A 19,878-nucleotide genomic window follows, 5' to 3' on the forward strand; every position below is an offset into this window, starting at 1 on the left:
GCTTAGCTGATTTTATTTTCCTTGAGTCCTTCAACAAGCTCATCATACTTCGGACTGCCGAGGAAATTATCAACGGAAATGTGTGCTGCATCCGGGCGTTTTGCTTTTGCACGCTCGGTTAAATCTTTATGGGTAATAATAATATCTGCATCCTCCGGAATCTGATTAATCGCTGAATTGGTTACATAGATATCCAGTCCGGCTTTTTTTATTTTGTCTTTCATGACAGATGCTCCCATCGCACTTGATCCCATTCCGGCATCACAGGCGAAGATGATCTTCTGTACATTCTGCGGGTTAAAGTCAGAAAGCGGTTTTTCCTGAGGCTGCTCTCCTCCACCTTCTCTTCCCTTTAAATCTTCAACTAACTCATCATATTTTGGGCTGCCGAGGAAGTTATCAACGGAAATGTGCTCCGCGTCCTGCCGTTTTGCCTTCGCACGCTCGGTTAAGTCTTTGTGGGTAATAATAATATCTGCACTGTCCGGAATCTGGTTGATCGCTGAATTCGTAACATGTATATCGAGTCCTGCTTTTTTCACTTTATCTTTCATGACAGATGCACCCATTGCGCTTGATCCCATTCCGGCATCGCAGGCGAAGATAATACTGTTTACCTGAGCCTTAGCAGAAGATGCTACCGGCTGGCTGCCTCCAAGCTGGGAAGCGGCCTGGCTTTTCTTGCCTTTCATGCTTTCCATCTTCGCTGCAGCACCGCTTAGATCTTCTTCTTCCTGCTTAGAGAAGCGGAGAATTGATCCTGCGATGACGAACGATACGGCTGTTGCTGCCAGAATACCGGCTGCAAGGCCAAGGTAGTTGCTTGGGTTGGCCAGAACAAAGTAGGCAATGACACTCCCTGGTGATGGTGTAGCACCAAGTCCTGCACCGAAAAGCTGGAAGGTAAAGATACCGGCCATACCGCCGCCAATTGCTGCAAGAATTAGAATCGGCTTCATCAGAACATACGGGAAGTAGATCTCGTGAATGCCTCCGAAGAAGTGAATGATGGATGCACCAGCTGCTGAGCTTCTGGCCATTCCTTTACCAAAGACGATGTAGGCTAAAAGAATTCCCATACCTGGTCCCGGGTTGGATTCCAAAAGGAACAGTACGGACTGCCCTGTCTGGCTTACCTGCTCTAAACCAAGCGGTGTAAGAATACCGTGGTTAATCGCGTTATTTAAAAACAATACTTTCGCCGGCTCAATGAAAATGCTGACGAGCGGCAGCAGGCCAAGACCGACAATCCAGTCTACACCGCTTCCGAGTGCACCGGTAAGCCCGCTAACAAGCGGCCCAATTGCATATAGACCAAAGATGGCGAGAGCACCTCCGATAATACCGGAGGAGAAGTTGTTCACAAGCATTTCAAAGCCCTGCTTAATCTTTCCGTCCACCGCCTGGTCAAATTTCTTAATGGCCAAGCCGCCTAACGGCCCCATCATCATGGCGCCGAGGAACATCGGAATCTCTGCTCCTGCGATAACTCCCATCGTAGCAATCGCACCGACGACCCCGCCGCGCATATCGCCGTGCACCATCCGTCCGCCGGTATAACCGATCAACAGCGGTAGCAGATAGGTCAGCATCGGGCCGACTATACTCTCTTCAATATTGGCAACCGGAATCGGTCCGTCTGCAATGAAAAGGGCTGTAATAAGACCCCAGGCAATAAATGCCCCAATGTTTGGCATAATCATGCCGCTTAAATAACTGCCGAACCGCTGCACCTTTGCACGGATGCTGCCTTTGCTCTGTGCTTCTCCTTGAGCTGTACTCATAGTAAAACCCTCCTTGTTTATTAAAAGATATGCTGTCATGATTTAATTACTTTTTACATGAACAGCGGTTATCTGGATGATAAGTAGTAATCATTGCTGTATCTTTATAATAAAGCGTTATCAGAGCGTCTACAACGAAAGGAAAACACTAATTCGACAGGAGCATTGTTGACAACATTTAATAAGCCTGTCTCCAATGGAGACAGGCTTATTATTCGGCTTATTCTGATTTAGCAGGCGGTGCCATAAATTCCGGGCCGATTGGTTCTTTAATATGCTTATCGACGATTTCATTTACTGCCTGATGATCGGTATCATCGAGCTTCCATCCCATGGACTCTTCTACCGGATCAAGCTGGTCCGGCCGTCTCGATCCCCAAAGGGCAATATCGGAGCCGGGCTGATCAAGCACCCAGCGGATCGCAAGATGAATCACTCGCTTGTTATACTTGTTCTGCACATATTGATCGAGTTCATTCACTGCAGCAATGTAGTTTGGCAGGGTATCTTCCTGAAACTTAGGATCGTTGTTGCGCAGGTCATCTCCCTTGAACGTGCGGTCTGATGACATTTTTCCGCTCAACAGACCGCGGCATAAGCTTCCATACGATAAATTGGTTATATCGTGCTTTCTCGTATAAGGAAGAACTTCTTCTTCAATGCCTCTTTCAAAAATATTATACGGCGGCTGCAGAATATGAACCGGTGCCGTTTCCTGAAAGACATCTATCTGCTCCGGTGTAAAGTTGCTGAGCCCGATTGCTCTTATCTTTCCCTCATCGAATAACTTTTTCATAGCTGCTGCTGTTTCTTCGATATCTATTTCCGGATCCGGCCAGTGTACATGGTACACGTCAATATGATCACTGCGGAGCCGGCGGAGGGAGTCCTCTACTTCTTTTTTAATACGGGCTTCTGATGCATCTCTGTACATGCCGCCCTCTTCCGTCCAGTTTAATCCTGCTTTGGTGGACAGAACAATATTGTTTCTGCCGCCGTACTGTTCTACTGCTTTTCCGACAAGCTCTTCTGATTCTCCCAATCCATAGGCAGGTGCTGTGTCGATAAGAGAAATCCCTTTGTCTAAAGCAGCATGAATGGTTTTAATGGAATCTTCTTCATTCGTGCCTCCCCACATTTTACCGCCTATCGCCCATGTGCCAAGGCCGATGCGGGAAGCTTCTATCCCGGTATTCGCAATTTTAGTCGTTTCCATTTTATAGAACCTCCAAATTGAATCAAGTATCCTATTCTCATTACCGTTTTATCTTTCTTTTAAACAAGCCTCATACAAAGAAAGAGCATGCCTTCCGGCACGCTCTTTTCAATCGGGGACGATGGCTTCTGCTATCGTTCGAATATCAGCGATTGAATGAATATCTTCTTCCAGCAGAGGCAGGTACGTCTGCTGCTGCCCGGGAAATGCTTCTTTAATCTGCTTGATATAATCTGCTTCCTGCGCCCGTCTTTTTTGAATAAACGGACTGCTGCCCGCGGATTCAGGCATACACTTGTTAATTAAAATAGCAGGTACCGGCATATTAACCTGCTCAAGCAGCTGCAGGGCCCGTTTGGTTTCAGCAATAGGCAGCTTTTCCGGCACAAGCACGTACACACAGGCGGTTCGTTTTGGATCCATTAAAATACGGCGCACACGCGAAAACCGGTCTTTTCGCTCCATTAAAATCTGATAGATCGGATCCTCCACCGGCTCGCCGTCATTCATCCACTGCGAGTAGTTATCGTTCACTTTGCTTCTGCGTTTGAGCATGCCTTCCATCCAGGCTTCCATCATTTCCGGCAGGGAAAGAAGCCGGACCGTGTGCCCGGTCGGCGCAGTATCAAATACGATCGTGTCCACCGCTTCCTTTTCCTCCAGGATAATATGAATCAGCCTGTCGAATAAAGCCGATTCGTCCGAACCCGGTGACACAGCCGCCATATCAATCTGCCGGTTTACTTCATCTGCCATGGAGGAACGAACCACACCTTTAAGGTTCTGCTTAACCCTCTCAATATAGCGGCGGGCTTCTTGTTGGGGATCAATTTCCATCCCCCACAGGTTATCAGCCAAAGCGGTTTTCTCATCACCGATTGTCTGGTCAAACAGGTCGCTTAGATTATGGGCCGGATCTGTTGAAACGAGCAGCGTCCGATAGCCTGCTTCTGCAGAGGCAAGGGCAAAAGCAGAAGCGGAGGTTGATTTCCCAACGCCTCCCTTTCCTCCAAAAAACAAAATTTCTTTTTTAAATAAGGTTTTCATTCCGTCCCCTTCTTATCGTTGGATTCATTTATTAACAGCAGCGGATACCGGTAAGCGGTGATTTTTCCATTCCCATCCGCTTATGCCAGTCGTGAAAATGTTCCAGCATCTCCGGGTACAGTTCCAGCGTATAGTAAGATACCGGGTTGGGGAGACCGAGCAGCTCCGAAAAACAGAGCAGCATAAACAGGTCTTCCTCATCCCGAAGCTCTCTTTTACGCTCTGCCTGATGGGGCAGGCTGATCACTTCTTCGTAGTAAGCCAGCCACTGCTTGACCGTTTCCTGAAATCCCATTTTCACGCGCCTCCTTTACTCTTGATCAGGTTCTGTGTTCGGCGGTTCCCTGCGGAACAGCATGACTGCTTCAAGCAGAATCCATATAGTGAATCCTAATATAATTGATCCCATCACAAATAATAAAATCTGCGCTTCCCCGCCGCCTAATCCTGACCATTGGAACACAACCTGATTAATCATTGCCCAAAGAGTCATAAATAACAGGAAGAGCATCGGTACGAAGGTAAATAGGAAGTTTCGTCCTTTCCGGCGCAGCCAGATGCTGATTAATAACAGGCTGATACCGGCGAGCAGCTGGTTCGATGTACCAAACAGCGGCCAGAGCAGGTAGCCGCCGGAACCAAATCCGCGGTCGCCTCCAGGCAGAAGAACGAGTGCCATACTGCCACCGACAGCAATAGAAGTAGCTACGTGCTTTTTTGTAAGCGGCTTGACGTTATATTCCTGACCAAGCTCGGAAATAATGTAGCGCATCAGGCGCACAGATGTATCAAGCGTCGTTGCCGCAAAGCTTACAACGATAACCGCAACAATCGTTTCCGCGGTTCCCGGCGGAAGACCGATACCGGCCGCAAGCTGTCCGGCTCCACCAATAAAGTACGTCAGCCCATCCGCATTTGCTACATTATAGCTTTCATACGCATTTAAGAAATCTGTCTGCGTGGCAAAAAATGTACTTACAGCAAGAATGGTGATAAGAGCCAAAACCCCTTCTCCTACGGCTCCAAAGTAGCCGACAAAACGGGCATCTGTTTCTTTATTCAGTTGTTTTGACGTTGTACCTGAGGAAACCAGGCCATGGAAACCCGAAATAGCGCCGCAGGCTATCGTAATAAACAGCAGCGGAAACCAGGAAACATCAAGAACGCTACGTGTAACCGGCGCTGTCATTTCTGCGGCCGGCCAGGTAAAGAAAAGACCCAAATACAAAATAGCCAGTCCGATTACCAGCTGATGGGAATTAATAAAATCTCTCGGCTGAAGCAGCTTCCATACAGGAAGAACAGAAGCTATGTATACATAAATCATTAATACGGCAATCCATATCATAAAGGAAACGGAAACGGCATCAAGCCCGGCAAATACGGTGCTGCCTTCTCCTCCAAAGTAGCTTACCAGATCAATCTGAAGCGCAGGAATATAGCTTGCTGCAATTGCAGCGCTGTACATGACAGCCAGCCCTATTAAGGAAGGAATCAGCATACTTTTTCCTTTACGGTTGATCGTATAACCAATCCAGATCGCAAGCGGAATTTGAATAAATACAGAAATAACGCTGGCAGGAAAAGTAATAAAAAGATTGGCAATAACCCAGGCAAACACCGCATTTACCATCAATACAAGAATAAGAATAATGAATAAAAACAACAGCTTGGCCCGGCGGCCGATAATTTTCTCCGCCAGCGTTCCGATCGACTGCCCCTTGTTGCGGACAGACAGCACGAGCGTTCCAAAATCATGTACGCCGGCTGCAAACACCGTACCGAGAATCACCCATAAAAATGCCGGAAGCCATCCCCAGTAGACAGCAATAGCCGGACCTACGATAGGCGCTGCTCCGGCTACAGACGTAAAATGGTGACCCCAGAGAACAAATTTATTCGTAGGAACAAAATCGACACCGTCCCTGAATTCATGGGCCGGCGTTCGGAAATTGGGATCGAGCCGGTAAATCCGTTCTGCAATAAATTTTGAATAATACCGGTAGCCCAATGCAAATACGATAAAACCGACAAGAGCTAACACTATAGCTGGCATCATACTCCCCCTTTTCTCTTTTCACCCTTAAAAAGAAAGCGCTTTATTTATGCGCCGTAAGGAAAGTATATAAGAAAAGTCAGAGAATTACGATAGTTAATAGCTATTCCATAATTTATCAGCTGCCAAGAGTACCTATAAACTGAACGGAAAGAAAAATAAGCAGCAGAAAAAGCGGTCCCAGAGCCGCCAGTAAATAAGAGGCGCCTTTCGATTTAACAACCTGGCTGCAGAAAAACGAGATCGAAGAAGCCATCGTTACACCGATAAAGTAGCCTTCAAGGTTATACGTATAAATAATAAACAGGCCGTACAGCAGCCCACCGTTCCAAAAATAACAATCCCAGAATAGGATAGACAATTCCATTTTCCAAAGGGCGCAGAAACCGCAGCAGAAACATACCGGCAAGCGACCCAATATATGTATGGAAAACGAGAACGGCGGCAAGCAGTTCAAAATCACTGATTTCTCCTAAGCTTACAATATAAAAAATCAGCATGAGCAGCGTTACTGTCGTCGACAGCCCGCTTCCTTTTAAATAGGCCAAAAGTAAATTGCCTGGTATGTTCATTCGATTATTCCAGCCTTTCTCTCATTCTTCTTCTGTTCCTTACCCTTCTTTATTTGGATTTATGCTTCTCTCTTGATTTTACCGGCAGAAACCGTATGATGAGAGAGGAAACAAATATAAACCACTAGAGGTGTCGTTGGACTGAGAGAGGCAGAGCCTCAACTCTTGGAACCTGAACTGGGTGATGCCAGCGTAGGGAAGTGGCGAACGCTCTATACATATAGAAGCCTCGTCTTTCCTGTCTCTGTAGTTGGGAAAGGAGCAGTATATTGAAACATCAAAGACTCGTCATTATGATTGAAATCTCGCTCATGGCCGCATTGTCGATTATTTTGAGCTATGTGCAGTTCGGTGCTTTATGGGCAATGGGAGGGTCCATTTCTCTCATTATGATTCCTATATTTATTATCGCTTTCCGGCGCGGCTGGAAGGCGGGAGCGCTCACCGGGTTCATTGTCGGCATCCTGCAGCTTTTTACCGGGGCAACGATTGTTCATCCGGTACAGCTTGTGCTCGAATACCCAGTAGCTTATACGGTTCTTGGCGCCGCCGGTTTGTTTATTACTTCCCGATCGTTCACAAATGGAGTTCCTTATGCATCTATCGTGATCGGAGTGGCCTTTGCTGCCCTGCTGCGATTTATTGATCACTTTGCCTCCGGCGTGATCTGGTTCGGCGCTTATGCCGGCGACATGCCTGTCGTTTTGTACTCAGCCGTGTATAACGCTTCCTACCTTATTCCGGAAGCACTCATTACTATTGTTATTATTGTGCTGCTGGCTAAATATTCCCCAGCCTTCTTTCGTGCCCCAAAAACACTTTAACTTTACCATTGAAAGAAATATTTCAACAATGTCGCTATAATCGCGTACCCTCCTGCAGAAATAAGAAACGTAGGAAGGTGCGCATTTTCTTCGTTTGGCATCTCTTTATTTAATACATTCATCAGCATTGCGCCTGAGATAAATGCAAATACAACAGCCAGTCCAAGCGAAGAATACGGTACGAACAGACCCACCAGCCATCCGCCGAGAATACCGGCAGCCAGAACATAACGGGCCACTTTCTCATAGCGCTCTTTATCTTCACGCCATAAATCGTGTGATACGGACATAAAGTGAAGGCCTACCGCCAGTGCATAGAACACGCCCTGCACGGTTTCTACATCAGAGGCAAACACAATATAGGAAATCAGCATATTATACAGCGTAAAGAAGCCAACCTGTATGTAAAAAAAAATGCATCCCCATCCCGTTTTCCTTTTTTCTGCTGGGCATCAGCTGTTTTAAACACTGTATAAAATACCATCAGGCCTACTAAGCCCAGTATGTACAGCTCGGATTCCATTGTAAGCTCGCCGCTGAAGGCTTCCTGTTCTTCATGCAGAGCGGGCAGAACATAAACAAATATATAAGCTACGGCAATTCCTCCCGAAAAAGAGAGCCAGCGAAAGCTTCTGATCCTTGGGCCTTTTACAAAGATATTCGCAAATACCTGTATAAAAATAAAAAACAGCCCTATCATCAATACATCAAACGTCATCGCTATTCTTTCCTTTCCGACTTGATATAGACAAAAAAATCCCTTATCGCAACTATATCAGTTGAGATAAGGGATTTGCTATCGTCAGCGCTTTTTATATTTGTATATAGACACTGTTCCCTTCCACCTGCACCGAATAGGAATGAGTGCAGCCGACATCGGGAGCCTGGGCTTTCCCGTCCACCGTGCTTATTTTCCAGTCATGCAGCGGACAGAATACATAATCTCCGCTGACAATCCCCTGGGAAAGAGGACCTCCTTTGTGCGGGCAGCTGTTTCGGATCGCCCTGATTTTATCCGAATTCGTTTTGAAAAAAGCGATGGATTCTCCATTAACAAATATTTCTTTCGGAATGCCCTTTTTAAATTCTTCTACGTCCGCTACATATACTGCGGTTGTTTCCGTTATTTCAGCCATGGCCCCGCTCCTTTTTGTTTATTGAAGAACTTCTACTTTTTTCTGCCCAAACAGCTCTTCCCGCTTTTTCTCATTGCTCGTAATGGACTTCCAAGGATCGCCTGGAAGAGCTTCGAGGGCTGTATCCATTCGTGCAATTAGTGCTTTACGCTCTTCTTCATTATCCAGAATAACGGATTTCACATGATCCAGCCCTACACGTCCAATCCAGTGCGAGGTTCTTTCTAAATATCTGGCGTTTTCGCGGTAGTACTGAAGATAAGCACTGATCGTATCAATAACTTCTTCGGTTGTTTGGACTTTTGTAAGCAGTTCGCCGCCTTTTAAATCAACACCGCCATTTCCTCCGGCGTAAAGTTCCCAGGCGCCTTCCACCCCGACAATTCCCAAATCTTTTATACCGGACTCCGCGCAGTTTCTCGGACAGGCTGATACTGCCATTTTTACTTTATGTGGAGTGTTAAGCCGGTCGTATTTCTTTTCAATAGCGATCCCGAGACTAATGGAGTCCTGAGTGCCGAATCGGCAGAAATCCTTTCCTACGCATGTCTTCACAGTACGAAGCGATTTTGCGTATGCGTAACCGGAAGGCATGTTCAAATCCTCCCAGACAGACGGCAGGTCAGCCTTCGGAATACCAAGCATATCAATCCGCTGCCCTCCTGTTAATTTAAGCAGGGGAACATTGTATTTATCCGCCACTTCTGCAATTTTCCGAAGCTGATCCGGGTTGGTTACTCCGCCGTACATTCTCGGCACGACCGAATAGGTACCGTCATTTTGAATATTGCCATGCATTCTTTCGTTTACAAAACGGGATGACGGGTCATCTTCGTACTCTTTCGGATAAGCTACGCCTAAATAGTAATTAATCGCCGGACGGCATTTGGAACATCCTTCTGACGTTTTCCAGTGAAGTACATTCATGACTTCTCTAGTCAGCGTCAGCTGTTTTGTCCTGATTTCTTCCCCGACTTTTTCATGCGTCAAATCGGTACAGCCGCACATCGGTTCTTCCTGCAGGCCTTCTCCTGACTCATCTCCAAGTGTATGAGCGAGCAGGTCCGCTACGAGCGGCTTGCACCCTCCACATGAACGTGCGGCATTTGTATGTTTTTTTACTTCTTCCACCGATGTTAATCCATCTTTTTGGATGGCTTCTACAATATCGCCTTTACAGACACCATTACACCCGCAGATCGTTTCAAACGGCTCCATAGCAGCGGTCAGACTCTCCGCTTCTCCACCTTCCTGTTCGGACGGAAGAATAATTGTTTTCCCCAGACCGGTAATATCCTGGTTCTTTTTCATCATTTCAAGCAGCCTTGGAGAATCTGCTGTTTCTCCGTAAAGCACCGCTCCTACTACCCGATTATCGCGGACAACTACTTTTTTATAGATGCCTTCGAATTCGTCATGAACCCGGATCGCTTTTGTATCTTCTTCATCCTGGAAGGTTCCGGCGGAAAACACGTCAACACCTGATACTTTCAGTTGTGTATAAGTAAGAGATCCCGATAGCCTGCGCCTGTGCGTGCTTTGGCGCAGATTCGCTCTGCGAGCACCTTTCCCTGTTCGTAAAGAGGAGCTACCAGACCGTAGGCGATACCATTATGTTCGGCGCACTCACCTACAGCATAGATGTCTTTCACACTCGTTTCCATATGGTCGTTAACGAGAATAGCACGGTTCGTGTCGATCCCGGAAGCGCCGGCTAATACCGCGTTAGGACGGATGCCGACTGCCATGACAACCAGGTCGGCTTCAAGCGTGGAACCATCCTTAAATTTAAGACCTTCCACCCGTTTTTTACCGAGCACCTTTTCTGTGTCTTTTGCCATATGAAACCGCATGCCCTGCGCTTCCAAATCACTTTTCAGCATTCGTGACGCCGTCTCATCCAGCTGGCGTTCCATCAAGTAGCTGCTGTTATGTACAACTTCAGTTTCCATATTCAAATTCAGCAGACCGCGCGCAGCTTCCAGGCCGAGCAGGCCGCCTCCAATGACGACTGCTTTCTTATATTTCTTCGAAGCGCTGATCATTTCTTCGGTATCTTTTATGTCGCGGAATGCGATAACGCCTTCTTTATCCGCTCCAGGAAGAGGCAGCATAAATGCATTGGAGCCCGTTGCAATAATCAGATGATCATACGGGCACTCGCGTCCCTGCCTGCTGCGTACTATTTTTTTCTTTTTATCAATTTCCTCCGCTTCGTCTCCCGAGTAAAGCGTAATATTTTTTTCTTCATACCAGTCATAGTCATTTAAAATAATTTCGCTGATATCGCTGTCGCCCTGCAGCACTTTAGAAAGCAGAATACGATTATAGTTGGGATAAGGCTCTTTACCGAAGATAGTAATGTCAAAACGGTCGGGTTCTTTTTTTAAAATTTCTTCAATCGTTCGAATACCAGCCATTCCATTTCCTATTAGTACAATATTCTCTTTACGCATGCTGTAGACACTCCTTTAATTGATAATACTTAGACGATTTCGGCCAGTTCAGGTTTATCCATAGTCAAGAGACGCCATTTTCCAAAGCTTCCGGATTCCGGAAGACCGTTTACTTTTTCCGCTCCGCCCTGTTTTAACAGGTCAGCAGCTCTGTTTGTACAGCAGTAAAAGGTTAATTTATCTTTTATTAGGTCTGCTGGAAGATACTCCAGGCATTCAGCAGCCGATGCTTTATCCGGCACTACTATATGAGCAGCGTGCCCAACCATGCTCAAGTGACTGAAAGCCGTTTGTTCCCGGTTTCCCCATCTGCTGCTTCCCACATATACTTCCGCCCCCAGCTTCTCCCACTCGTCCTTCAACCGTTCTGTCAGCCGTGTCGCATGATGAATAATACAGCCCTGCCCGGTTAGAGGGCCTTTTTCCAGCCACTGCAGGTCATCATGCAGCGCAGCTACCTCTCCAACGATGATGATCGACGGATTTTCTATATGCTCCTCTGCTGCTTTTTGTTCTATATCTGCAAGGGTCCCGATCACTTCCCTCTGTCTGCCGCACGTTCCCCATTCAACAATAAGCACCGGCGTCGCTTCTCTCTTTCCGTGACTAGTCAATTCTGCAGTGATAAACGGAAGGTTTTTCACCCCCATATAAAAAACGACCGTTTCCATTCCTTCAGCGAGGCTTGCCCAGTCTGCGTCGGGCTTGCCTGATTTATCTTTACTATGTCCTGTCACGATGGCCAGGGAGCGGGAATGGTCCCGGTGCGTGAGCGGGACTCCTGCATAAAGCGCAGCCGCATTGGCAGCCGTTACCCCCGGGATCATTTCATAGGCTACTTTATGACGGCGCAGCATTTCCGCTTCTTCTCCTACTCTTCCAAAAATGCCTGGATCGCCGCCTTTAAGACGAACAACTGATTTTCCTTTCTTTGCCTGTATCATCAGTTCTTTTTGAATATCCTGCTGGCGCAGTGTATGTTCACATGGTTTTTTTCCACAGTATATAAACTTTGTTTCTGAACCGGCTTCTAAAAGCAGTGCTGGATGCACCAGCCTGTCAAATACAACAACGTCCGCCTGCTGAAGAGCTTTCAGCCCTTTTATCGTTAAAAGCTCCGGATCACCCGGGCCGGCTCCTACAAAGTAAACCATGCCTTTTTTCATTTATTTTCACTCCTGCTTTTCTTTATAATTATGTATTCTATAGAAAGAGGCTGGGGATTTCTGCAATGACGAAAGATAATCTGACACATTTTATTATGTATATGAAATACATATTAAAATCATTAAAAAACCCGCTCCTGAAAGAAGCGGGTCGAATCTATCTTATTTATGGATCAACTGCCGGAGACTTCGTGCAGCTTTTTCCGGTTCGGGTGCCCGGCTGATAGCAGAGATTAGTGATACGCCGTCTGCTCCGGCTTTCAGCACGCGCGCTGCATTGGCTTCCGTAATGCCTCCAATTCCTACAATCGGAATAGTAATCCCGAATTTGCGTAAATCCTGAATACCTTCCGGGCCGATCGGGTCATCTGCGTCTTCCTTAGATGTAGTGGCGTACATCGGACCTGTACCGATATAATCAGCTTTATCCTGAACAGCCCGCTCCGCCTCTGCCAGCGTCTTTGCAGAAACCCCAACAACCATATGCGGTGGAATTTTCTTTTTCACTTCGGAGGCCGGCTCATCTCCCTGGCCGATATGAATGCCGTCCGCCCCTATCTTTACGGCGAGCTCTACGTCGTCATTTACTATAAACGGAATGCTGTGGGTCCGGCATATAGAAAGCAGCTCGCGCGCGAGCTCTTCCATTTGCAGCGCCTGTGTGGCAGCCGGTCCTTTTTCACGGAACTGAAAGCAGGTAATTCCGCCTGCAATCGCCTGTTTGAGAACCTCAGCCGGGTTTTGTTCTGTGTCCTGACTCCCCATAATAAAATAAAGCAGCAGTAACTCTTTATTCATAGGTGCCTTTCAGTGCTTCTTTTTTCAGCGTCAGCTGCTGACGGATATCCATATCTCCCACATGATACAATGCGTTTAACAATTCTGCCTGAAAGGTGCCGGGACCTCTCATAGAAGCAAATCCGCCGGCTTTTTCCGCTGCTATCCCATAATAGCCGAGTGCCGCTGCCGCACCGTATGCCGTGTCATCTGTAATAGCCAGGAAAGAACCAATCAGCGAACTGAGCAGGCAGCCGGATCCGGTCACTCTTGTCATCATCGAATGACCATTGTGAACACGATACATATCATTCCCATCCGTCACTGCATCCACCGCACCAGTTACCACAACGGGAAGCTTGAGTACCTGATAAGCGCGTTCTGCCGTTTCAGCTGTCGTTACCTGCGAAGAGCCTGAATCCACGCCCCGGGTATTGCTTTCAAGACCTGCAACGGCAGAAATTTCCCCTGCGTTGCCGCGAATGAGTGAAATATCTATTTCTTTAAGCAGCTGCCGGGCTGTATCGGTTCGATAGGCGGTAGCACCGGCCCCGACTGGATCCAGTACAACGGGAATTCCCTTTTTATTCGCCGCCGCTCCGGCAAGCAGCATTGATTCCACCTGCATCGGGTTAAGCGTTCCGATATTAAGTACCAGCGCATCAGCAGCAGACGCCATGTCAGCCGCTTCTTCTTTCGCGTTAGCCATTACAGGAGAAGCTCCTGCAGATAAAAGGCCATTTGCCGTGAAGTTCGCTACTACTACATTTGTAATATTGTGAACCAAAGGCTTTGTTGTCCGCATTTCATGCAGCAATTTGTAAACTTTTTTTCCTTCTGAATGCATCATATCTTTTTCCCTCCAGGGTTATTCATTTCTCTAAGGAACGGCCCCAGTGATTGACAGGCCCGTTTCCGCGCCCTATATTCAGCGGATGGCTGATCGCTTTTGTGATAAATTCTTTAGCCAGCTCACAAGATTTGATCACAGGAATACCCTTTGCCCGATTTGCAGCAATTGCCGCAGAGAACGTGCATCCTGTGCCATGCGTATGCTTTGTATCGAACCGTTCCGCCTTCAGGTGCACAAATTCTTTCTTATAATATAACACATCAACCGCCGTGTCTTTAGCGTGGCCGCCTTTAACAACCGCCGCTTCTGCCCCCATATCATCGACCAGCACACGGGCTGCTTTTTCCGCCTCTTCTATTGTAGAGACATTCACTCCGGTAAGCTTTTCGGCTTCTTCCATATTTGGTGTAACAATTTCCGTAATGGGAAGCAGCCGGTTGATCATTAGTTCCGTCGTTTCTTTATCCATTAACGAGTCGCCGCTCGTCGCGACCATTACCGGGTCTACAATAATCGGCAGTTTTTCACGCTCCAGCCGGGCTGTAACACTCTCAATCATGGACGGCAGAGCGATCATACCCGTTTTCACTGCCTGCGGTCTGATATCTTCAAACACGGCTTCCAGCTGTTTCAAAATCGTTTCATCTTCCATATGCCAAACGTCCTTTACCCCCATTGTATTTTGAGCAACGACGCTTGTTATAACAGCCATTCCGTAGGCGCCTACCTCCTGGAATGTTTTTAAATCGGCATGGATGCCTGCTCCTCCGGTAGGATCTGTTCCTGCTATGGATAGTACTTTTGGTATTTCTCCCATTATTGGTTCCTCCGTTTTTATGTGTACTCACCACATCCGGACGGCTTGTTTGTGTCCATACAAAAAAGCCGCCCCTTGAAAGGAGCGGCTTTTTCTGACTATACAAGCCAAATAAAAACGCACGCTCCACTTTCCTACGCTGGCTTTACCCAGATCAGGTTCAGAGGGACAAAGGAATTTCCTTATCTCAGCATATGCGCCCCTAGTGGTTGTCTTTATTTCATGTTACGGGAGAAGAAGCTTTATTGTCAATTATTCATTTGTTCTTTCCTGTTTCTGACCCTTTTTTTCGCGCTTTCGTTCCTTTTTTGCTTTCTTTTCTTCTTTTCTCATCTTTCGGAAATTCTTATCTAAAAAGCTGTACAGCACCGGTATAACAAACAGCGTCAAGAAAGTACTGCTGACTAGTCCGCCGATGACGGCAATACCCATCGGCTGCTGAATTTCCGCACCTTCCCCAATCCCAAGGGATAAAGGAACCACTCCAAGAATCGTTGTTACTGCGGTCATCAGGATTGGACGGGTTCTCTGTTTAACAGATTCTACAATAGCTTCTTTGGAAGCCATTCCCTTTTCTTTCTGCTGATTGATATAATCCACCAGCACAATCGCATTGTTTACGACAATGCCGGCAAGGACAATGAGGCCGATAAAGACCGTCACACTGAGCGGTGTCTGCGTGACAGCGAGGGCTATACTTACTCCGATAACCACAAGCGGCACGCTGAACATAACAATAAATGGATATTTAAAGGACTCAAATTGTCCTGCCATTACAAGATAAATAAACAGCAGGCCAAGAATAAAGGCAAATATCATACTGTCTAGCGCATCGTCGAGCAGCTCCTGTTCTCCCGAATAAGAAAGAGAAGTGCTGTCTGCCACATTGCTGCTTTCATATATTTCCGTTACTGTGTTAGAGGCCTGATTTAATGTAGTATCTGAGCTGTAGGCAGCCGTGATTTCCACGCTGCGCTGCTGGTCATCACGATTAATAACGGCCGGCCCGCTGCCTTCTTCAATATCGGCTACTTCTCCGAGTTCAATATACTCGCCTTCCTGATTGGCAATCAACAGCGTTTCTAAATCCTCCGCTGTTTCCACTTCTCCGGTTTCATACTGCACAATTACATCATAGGTCGTATTATCTGCGGTTTGTACAGTAGTAGCGGTCTGCCCGCGTGTTGCGTTATCTACGCTTTCAGCAATCTGAACAGCGGCCAGGCCGTTGTCCCTGGCATTCTCTTCATTCACAGCAATTTGTATTTCCGGGGCGACATCTTCATCTGATGTAGTTACTTCCCTTATACCTTCGGCGTCTCTAAGCTCAGAAACCATATACTGTGTGGACTCGTTTAACGTATCTACGTTCTGATCACTGATCGTAAAGACGACGGTATTCGCCTCTCCTCCGCCTATAGCTGTCTGGCTGGAAAGGGAAATATCAGCATCGGAATCTACGTTGATTACGTCATCTTCTATTTGTTCGATAAAATCGATCGTGCTTTCTTCCCGGTCTTCCATCGGTTCCATCGTGACCATAACCTGGGCTTCATTTGAACCCGAAGGCCCTCCTGTTGCAGAGCCGCCGTCACCGGAGGAGCCGATCATTGTTAAGTAGCTGTCGACTGCTCCCTCCTCATCCAAAATAGCTTCTATATCTTCTGTAACAGCTGTCGTAGTTTCCAAATTGGTGCCATAATCTGTTTCTACATCAATGGAGAAAAAGCCCTGGTCGCTTGCCGGCAGAAAGTTAACACCTGTTGTGGCAAGACCCGCACCACCGGCAATAAGGAATAAAAGCGTAATAAACAGTGTGAGAAACCGGTGTTTCAACGACCATTTACTCGCCTTTTCCAAACGTTTCATGTAGCGGGAATTCTGTCTTTTTTCTTCAATGTTTTCTTTAGGTGCTTTCAGGATGCGGCTTGCCATCATAGGTACGACGGTAACAGCCACAAACAAAGAAGCGATTAAACTAAAGGATACAGCAAGTGCAAATTCAGTAAAAATATTCCCAACAATACCAGACACAAAGATTATCGGCAGGAAGACGGAAACAGTCGTCAAGGTCGATGCCGTAATGGCCCCACCCACTTCTTTTGTTCCTTCCGACGCTGCTTTTTTAGGAGTTTTGCCCATCGACAAATGCCGGTAAATATTCTCAATAACCACAATCGCATTATCGACGAGCATTCCAATACCAAGCGCCAATCCTCCAAGAGTCATTAAATTGAGTCCGACATCCGTAAAATATAAAAAACCAAATGTAACGATTACGGAAAATGGTATCGCCACCCCAATAATAAGTGGGGTCTTTAAGTTGCGAAGGAAGAAAAACAGTACGAGCATCGCAAACACCCCGCCGGTGATAAGGGCGGTCGTCACACTATTGATGGACTGCTGGATATAATCTCCTTCGTCATAGAAAGTTGTAAATTCCAGGCTGCTGTATTGATCTTCCTCAAGCAGCGTATCGAGCTCACTATTAAAGGACGACGAAACGGTAGCAGCGTTAGCATCCGTCTCCTTCATTAGATTGAGCTGCATAGCCGGCTGCTGATTTGTTCGTGTAATAGCGTTCTGCTCTTCAGGGGAGAGACTTATGTCTGCTACATCCGATAAAAATAACTCGTCTCCCGTTTCTGGATCAATCGTCACAAACAGATCTTCTAAATCTTCCTGAACTTCTATTTCTTTTAGTACTCTTGTCGTAAGGGTTCTTTCTCCTGATTCTACCGTGCCGCCGGGAAGAGATACATTGTTCGACTGAATGACGTTAACAACATCTTCCTGGGTAACCTGATATTGCTCAAGCTGTTCTTGATTCAGGTTAATCTCATAACGCTCGGTCACTCTTCCGGATTCATCTACATTGGCTACGCCTTCCACACGTTCAAGCTCTGTACGAATAGACGTTAAATCATCCTGAAAGTCAACGACATCCATATCATCTGAGGTAACGGCAATCTGTGCCATGCCAAACATAGAGGGATCAAATTTCAGGAAAGAAGGATCAGCCGCATCATCAGGAAGCGGTGCATCCCCCATGGCGCTGATAACATCCTGCTCAACATCATCTATGGAAGTATCCCAGGAAAATTCCAGAAGAATTAAAGCCGAGCCCTCTTCAGAAGTGGATGTAATATTATTCAATCCCGGCATTGTCGATAACTGCTCTTCGAGAGGTATGGTCACACTCTCTTCGACTTCTTCCGGACTCGCGCCGGGGTAGCTTGTAACAACTGCTGCAACAGGAGGATCAATTTCCGGAAAAAGCTGGAGGGGCAGATTCGTTAATGACACCCCTCCAAGTAAAATAAACAGGATCATTCCTACAATAGTCAATTTCGGTCTTCGGATAGATAAGTCAGTAATTTTCACCTGGCACCGTTCCTCCTCTTACGTTTTCATTCATGCCGGCATCTCAACTTTCGGTACAGAAGCCCATGGTCCGTATATTTTTGTTTGGCCGCACTTGTTTGGAAGCTGTTTTCTTATTTGTATATTAAGCAGTCCAGCTAGTAAATAAACCAGCTGACGTATGTAAGAACTTAAACAGTTAAGCAACTTAACTATTTAATAAACTAAAGCATCTGCAGCAGAGAGTCAATCAATCCTCCTCCACTTCACAAAGAATTCACCAGATTGATTCTGTCATGCAAAAAGAGCAGCAAATGCTGCTCACCGTGTTTACTATAGAAGGCTTTTTTATATACTGCACCTTATTCTTTCGCTTCGTTTTCTTTTATCATTGTATCCAGCTTCTTTAATGTCTCGTCAATTTGTTCAATCTCTTCTTTCTTTAACCGGGTAATATAATCCCGGATAAAGGAATCTTCAAAAGACGGAATTCTTCCTGCAGTTTTTCTCCCTGAGGTCCAAGTTTAATAATCATTTCCCGACGGTTTTCTTCATTAACAAGCCGAATCAGAAGCTCTTCTTTTTCGAGGCGGTTCAATGCCTGGCTCACCGCGCTTTTTGAAATATTTAAGTAATACGCCAGATTTGAAATAGAGACATTTTCGTCCTGTACCAATCTCATCATCATCGCTTCCTGCCTTGTTGTCAGCTGCAGATTTTGAAGCAGTGGGAGCTTTGGCTGCAGGTTTCTTGAAATACTTTCAAGCGATTTTATCGTGCTGTGCATTATATCTTTATATTCTTCATATGCCATACCTGTTCACCCCTGGCCGCTGCATTATCGCAGTACAGCTTTTCTTAATCCTTTATTTAACAAAGCGCCAATTGCTCCGCTGAATTCTCCATTTTCCAGAAAATATGCTTTTTTGCCGCGCAGCTCCGTGTACTGGGTCATAATCGACCGCAGCGTATTATGGTTGGCGAATGTCGTTCCTATATAAATAACAGCGTCTGTTCCTATTCGGTCGGCTGCCTGAACGCTCATCGTCGTAATTGTTTCACCGATCATTCTTACGACGGTCGCAATACAGTCTTCTTTGTTGTGGGCTCCCTGCTTCATTTCTGCAAGATCCCCAAAGTTGCTGGCCGTTAAATCTCCGGAAATAGGCGGAGGTTCGTGGGAATAAATATCACCGACTGTAACGTTTAATTTTCTGCCGTCTCCCTGCTCACCAAGCTTAAGAATTTTCTCGAATTCATCTTCTCCTGTTAATAAATAAGACAGTCCAAGCAGGGTGCCTCCGCCCATTCCGCTTCCGCCGATTCGTTCATAGGCATCCTGGTCCACCATGTGAATCGACGTGCCTGTTCCCACATTCGCTACAATAAAGCGGTCTCCTGTTTCATTAATCAAGCCGCTTCTTTCGAGCTGCCATTTAACTCCTTCACAGGTTGCTTCAAACTCATTAATTTTTTTTGCTGAAAAAGGCAGTTCTTTCATTAAAGCGCCTGCTTTTCCACCCGTTACCTGAACATAAGGGTCATCAAATGTCTCTTTGAACCAGTCGTGCAGCTCATGAAACTTCGATGTCGGGATTTTTCTATACTGCCATTCGTTTCCTTTGGCATACACAATCTTGGAAAGAGTGCCTCCTCCGTCGATTCCTATATACTGATCACTCATGTATCCAGCTTCTCCTCTCCGTGCGCCGGCGGTCGTTAAACAACTGCTCTGTATCTTTTATCGTATAACTCATTATAAGTGGTATATCCCGTTTTTGCATGGTATTATTCCTAATTTGCGGAGATTA

The 19,878-nt window shown here is 46.4% G+C and carries 18 protein-coding genes, 1 pseudogene and 2 riboswitches; of the genes and pseudogenes, 1 reads left to right on the top strand and 18 read right to left on the bottom strand.

All coding sequences use genetic code 11. The annotated features are described in order from the left end of the window. Positions 1-2: 2 nt before the first annotated feature. The 7 genes from MMY81_RS00605 to MMY81_RS00635 form a co-directional block, all read right to left on the bottom strand. Positions 3-1,784 (bottom strand): PTS mannitol transporter subunit IIBC, encoded by a 1,782-nt coding sequence (locus MMY81_RS00605; RefSeq protein WP_252311212.1) that lies wholly within the window; start codon positions 1,782-1,784, stop codon positions 3-5. 220 nt (positions 1,785-2,004) lie between these two features. Beyond that, complete coding sequence (locus MMY81_RS00610) at positions 2,005-3,000, bottom strand: aldo/keto reductase (protein ID WP_252311213.1); 996 nt, start codon at positions 2,998-3,000, stop codon at positions 2,005-2,007. Between the two features lie 108 nt (positions 3,001-3,108). Further along, positions 3,109-4,047, bottom strand: coding sequence for an ArsA family ATPase (locus MMY81_RS00615; RefSeq protein ID WP_252311214.1), 939 nt, complete (start codon positions 4,045-4,047; stop codon positions 3,109-3,111). A gap of 31 nt (positions 4,048-4,078) precedes the next feature. Next, the gene (locus MMY81_RS00620) at positions 4,079-4,342 is read right to left on the bottom strand and encodes a cory-CC-star protein (protein WP_252311215.1); all 264 of its coding nucleotides are present in this window, start codon (positions 4,340-4,342) and stop codon (positions 4,079-4,081) included. Between the two features lie 15 nt (positions 4,343-4,357). Beyond that, positions 4,358-6,103, bottom strand: a complete 1,746-nt coding sequence (locus MMY81_RS00625; protein WP_252311216.1) for a carbon starvation CstA family protein — start codon at positions 6,101-6,103, stop codon at positions 4,358-4,360. Between the two features lie 118 nt (positions 6,104-6,221). Further along, a complete protein-coding gene (locus MMY81_RS00630) occupies positions 6,222-6,359 on the bottom strand; it encodes a hypothetical protein (RefSeq protein ID WP_252311217.1) in 138 nt (45 codons plus the stop codon). A 28-nt stretch (positions 6,360-6,387) separates the two neighbouring features. Further along, entirely contained in the window at positions 6,388-6,675 is a 288-nt protein-coding gene (locus MMY81_RS00635; RefSeq protein ID WP_252311218.1) for a hypothetical protein, read from the bottom strand. A gap of 116 nt (positions 6,676-6,791) precedes the next feature. Beyond that, a riboswitch (TPP riboswitch) is annotated at positions 6,792-6,891 on the top strand. A gap of 53 nt (positions 6,892-6,944) precedes the next feature. On the opposite strand from MMY81_RS00635, the gene thiT reads away from it, so the two are divergent. Further along, positions 6,945-7,499 (top strand): energy-coupled thiamine transporter ThiT, encoded by a 555-nt coding sequence (thiT, locus tag MMY81_RS00640; protein WP_252311219.1) that lies wholly within the window; start codon positions 6,945-6,947, stop codon positions 7,497-7,499. A 2-nt stretch (positions 7,500-7,501) separates the two neighbouring features. On the opposite strand, the gene MMY81_RS00645 is transcribed toward thiT, so the two are convergent. The 11 genes and pseudogenes from MMY81_RS00645 to coaW all read right to left on the bottom strand — a co-directional run bounded on the left by MMY81_RS00645 (position 7,502) and on the right by coaW (position 19,751). Continuing rightward, the gene (locus MMY81_RS00645; RefSeq protein ID WP_252311220.1) at positions 7,502-7,873 is read right to left on the bottom strand and encodes a hypothetical protein; all 372 of its coding nucleotides are present in this window, start codon (positions 7,871-7,873) and stop codon (positions 7,502-7,504) included. Next, positions 7,867-8,217, bottom strand: a complete 351-nt coding sequence (locus tag MMY81_RS00650; RefSeq protein ID WP_252311221.1) for a hypothetical protein — start codon at positions 8,215-8,217, stop codon at positions 7,867-7,869. The genes MMY81_RS00645 and MMY81_RS00650 overlap by 7 nt, the downstream gene beginning before the upstream one ends. Before the next feature lie 94 nt (positions 8,218-8,311). Next, complete coding sequence (gene nirD / locus MMY81_RS00655) at positions 8,312-8,635, bottom strand: nitrite reductase small subunit NirD (RefSeq protein WP_252311222.1); 324 nt, start codon at positions 8,633-8,635, stop codon at positions 8,312-8,314. An 18-nt stretch (positions 8,636-8,653) separates the two neighbouring features. Next, positions 8,654-11,091, bottom strand: a pseudogene (gene nirB, locus MMY81_RS34775) (nitrite reductase large subunit NirB). A 29-nt stretch (positions 11,092-11,120) separates the two neighbouring features. Next, the gene (cobA, locus tag MMY81_RS00665) at positions 11,121-12,257 is read right to left on the bottom strand and encodes a uroporphyrinogen-III C-methyltransferase (protein WP_252311223.1); all 1,137 of its coding nucleotides are present in this window, start codon (positions 12,255-12,257) and stop codon (positions 11,121-11,123) included. 162 nt (positions 12,258-12,419) lie between these two features. Further along, positions 12,420-13,055, bottom strand: a complete 636-nt coding sequence (thiE, locus tag MMY81_RS00670; protein WP_252311224.1) for a thiamine phosphate synthase — start codon at positions 13,053-13,055, stop codon at positions 12,420-12,422. Continuing rightward, positions 13,048-13,884: a hydroxyethylthiazole kinase gene (gene thiM / locus MMY81_RS00675; RefSeq protein WP_274622827.1), complete on the bottom strand. Its 837-nt coding sequence runs from the start codon at positions 13,882-13,884 to the stop codon at positions 13,048-13,050. Before thiM ends, thiE begins: the two co-directional genes overlap by 8 nt. A 22-nt stretch (positions 13,885-13,906) precedes the next feature. Next, the gene (gene thiD / locus MMY81_RS00680; protein WP_252311225.1) at positions 13,907-14,704 is read right to left on the bottom strand and encodes a bifunctional hydroxymethylpyrimidine kinase/phosphomethylpyrimidine kinase; all 798 of its coding nucleotides are present in this window, start codon (positions 14,702-14,704) and stop codon (positions 13,907-13,909) included. A gap of 114 nt (positions 14,705-14,818) precedes the next feature. Next, positions 14,819-14,918, bottom strand: a riboswitch (TPP riboswitch). Positions 14,919-14,956: 38 nt separating this feature from the next. After that, the gene (locus MMY81_RS00685) at positions 14,957-18,088 is read right to left on the bottom strand and encodes an efflux RND transporter permease subunit (RefSeq protein WP_252311226.1); all 3,132 of its coding nucleotides are present in this window, start codon (positions 18,086-18,088) and stop codon (positions 14,957-14,959) included. Between the two features lie 421 nt (positions 18,089-18,509). Next, a complete protein-coding gene (locus tag MMY81_RS00690; RefSeq protein WP_252311227.1) occupies positions 18,510-18,881 on the bottom strand; it encodes a MarR family transcriptional regulator in 372 nt (123 codons plus the stop codon). A gap of 24 nt (positions 18,882-18,905) precedes the next feature. Then, positions 18,906-19,751: a type II pantothenate kinase gene (coaW, locus tag MMY81_RS00695; RefSeq protein WP_252311228.1), complete on the bottom strand. Its 846-nt coding sequence runs from the start codon at positions 19,749-19,751 to the stop codon at positions 18,906-18,908. Between the last annotated feature and the right edge of the window lie 127 nt (positions 19,752-19,878).

It is taken from the genome of Sinobaca sp. H24 (assembly GCF_023845525.1).

Excerpts from the sequence above, each read along its gene's own strand:
- thiE (WP_252311224.1), bottom strand. The coding sequence starts at position 13,055 with ATGAATAAAGAGTTACTGCTGCTTTATTTTATTATGGGGAGTCAGGAC.
- MMY81_RS00635 (WP_252311218.1), bottom strand. The coding sequence starts at position 6,675 with ATGAACATACCAGGCAATTTACTTTTGGCCTATTTAAAAGGAAGCGGG.
- cobA (WP_252311223.1), bottom strand. The coding sequence starts at position 12,257 with ATGAAAAAAGGCATGGTTTACTTTGTAGGAGCCGGCCCGGGTGATCCG.
- MMY81_RS00605 (WP_252311212.1), bottom strand. The coding sequence starts at position 1,784 with ATGAGTACAGCTCAAGGAGAAGCACAGAGCAAAGGCAGCATCCGTGCA.
- MMY81_RS00690 (WP_252311227.1), bottom strand. The coding sequence starts at position 18,881 with ATGGCATATGAAGAATATAAAGATATAATGCACAGCACGATAAAATCG.
- MMY81_RS00630 (WP_252311217.1), bottom strand. The coding sequence starts at position 6,359 with ATGGCTTCTTCGATCTCGTTTTTCTGCAGCCAGGTTGTTAAATCGAAA.
- MMY81_RS00645 (WP_252311220.1), bottom strand. The coding sequence starts at position 7,873 with ATGCTGATTTCCTATATTGTGTTTGCCTCTGATGTAGAAACCGTGCAG.
- MMY81_RS00620 (WP_252311215.1), bottom strand. The coding sequence starts at position 4,342 with ATGGGATTTCAGGAAACGGTCAAGCAGTGGCTGGCTTACTACGAAGAA.
- coaW (WP_252311228.1), bottom strand. The coding sequence starts at position 19,751 with ATGAGTGATCAGTATATAGGAATCGACGGAGGAGGCACTCTTTCCAAG.
- thiM (WP_274622827.1), bottom strand. The coding sequence starts at position 13,884 with ATGATGCATTCAGAAGGAAAAAAAGTTTACAAATTGCTGCATGAAATG.
- MMY81_RS00615 (WP_252311214.1), bottom strand. The coding sequence starts at position 4,047 with ATGAAAACCTTATTTAAAAAAGAAATTTTGTTTTTTGGAGGAAAGGGA.
- MMY81_RS00625 (WP_252311216.1), bottom strand. The coding sequence starts at position 6,103 with ATGCCAGCTATAGTGTTAGCTCTTGTCGGTTTTATCGTATTTGCATTG.
- MMY81_RS00650 (WP_252311221.1), bottom strand. The coding sequence starts at position 8,217 with ATGACGTTTGATGTATTGATGATAGGGCTGTTTTTTATTTTTATACAG.
- thiD (WP_252311225.1), bottom strand. The coding sequence starts at position 14,704 with ATGGGAGAAATACCAAAAGTACTATCCATAGCAGGAACAGATCCTACC.
- MMY81_RS00610 (WP_252311213.1), bottom strand. The coding sequence starts at position 3,000 with ATGGAAACGACTAAAATTGCGAATACCGGGATAGAAGCTTCCCGCATC.
- nirD (WP_252311222.1), bottom strand. The coding sequence starts at position 8,635 with ATGGCTGAAATAACGGAAACAACCGCAGTATATGTAGCGGACGTAGAA.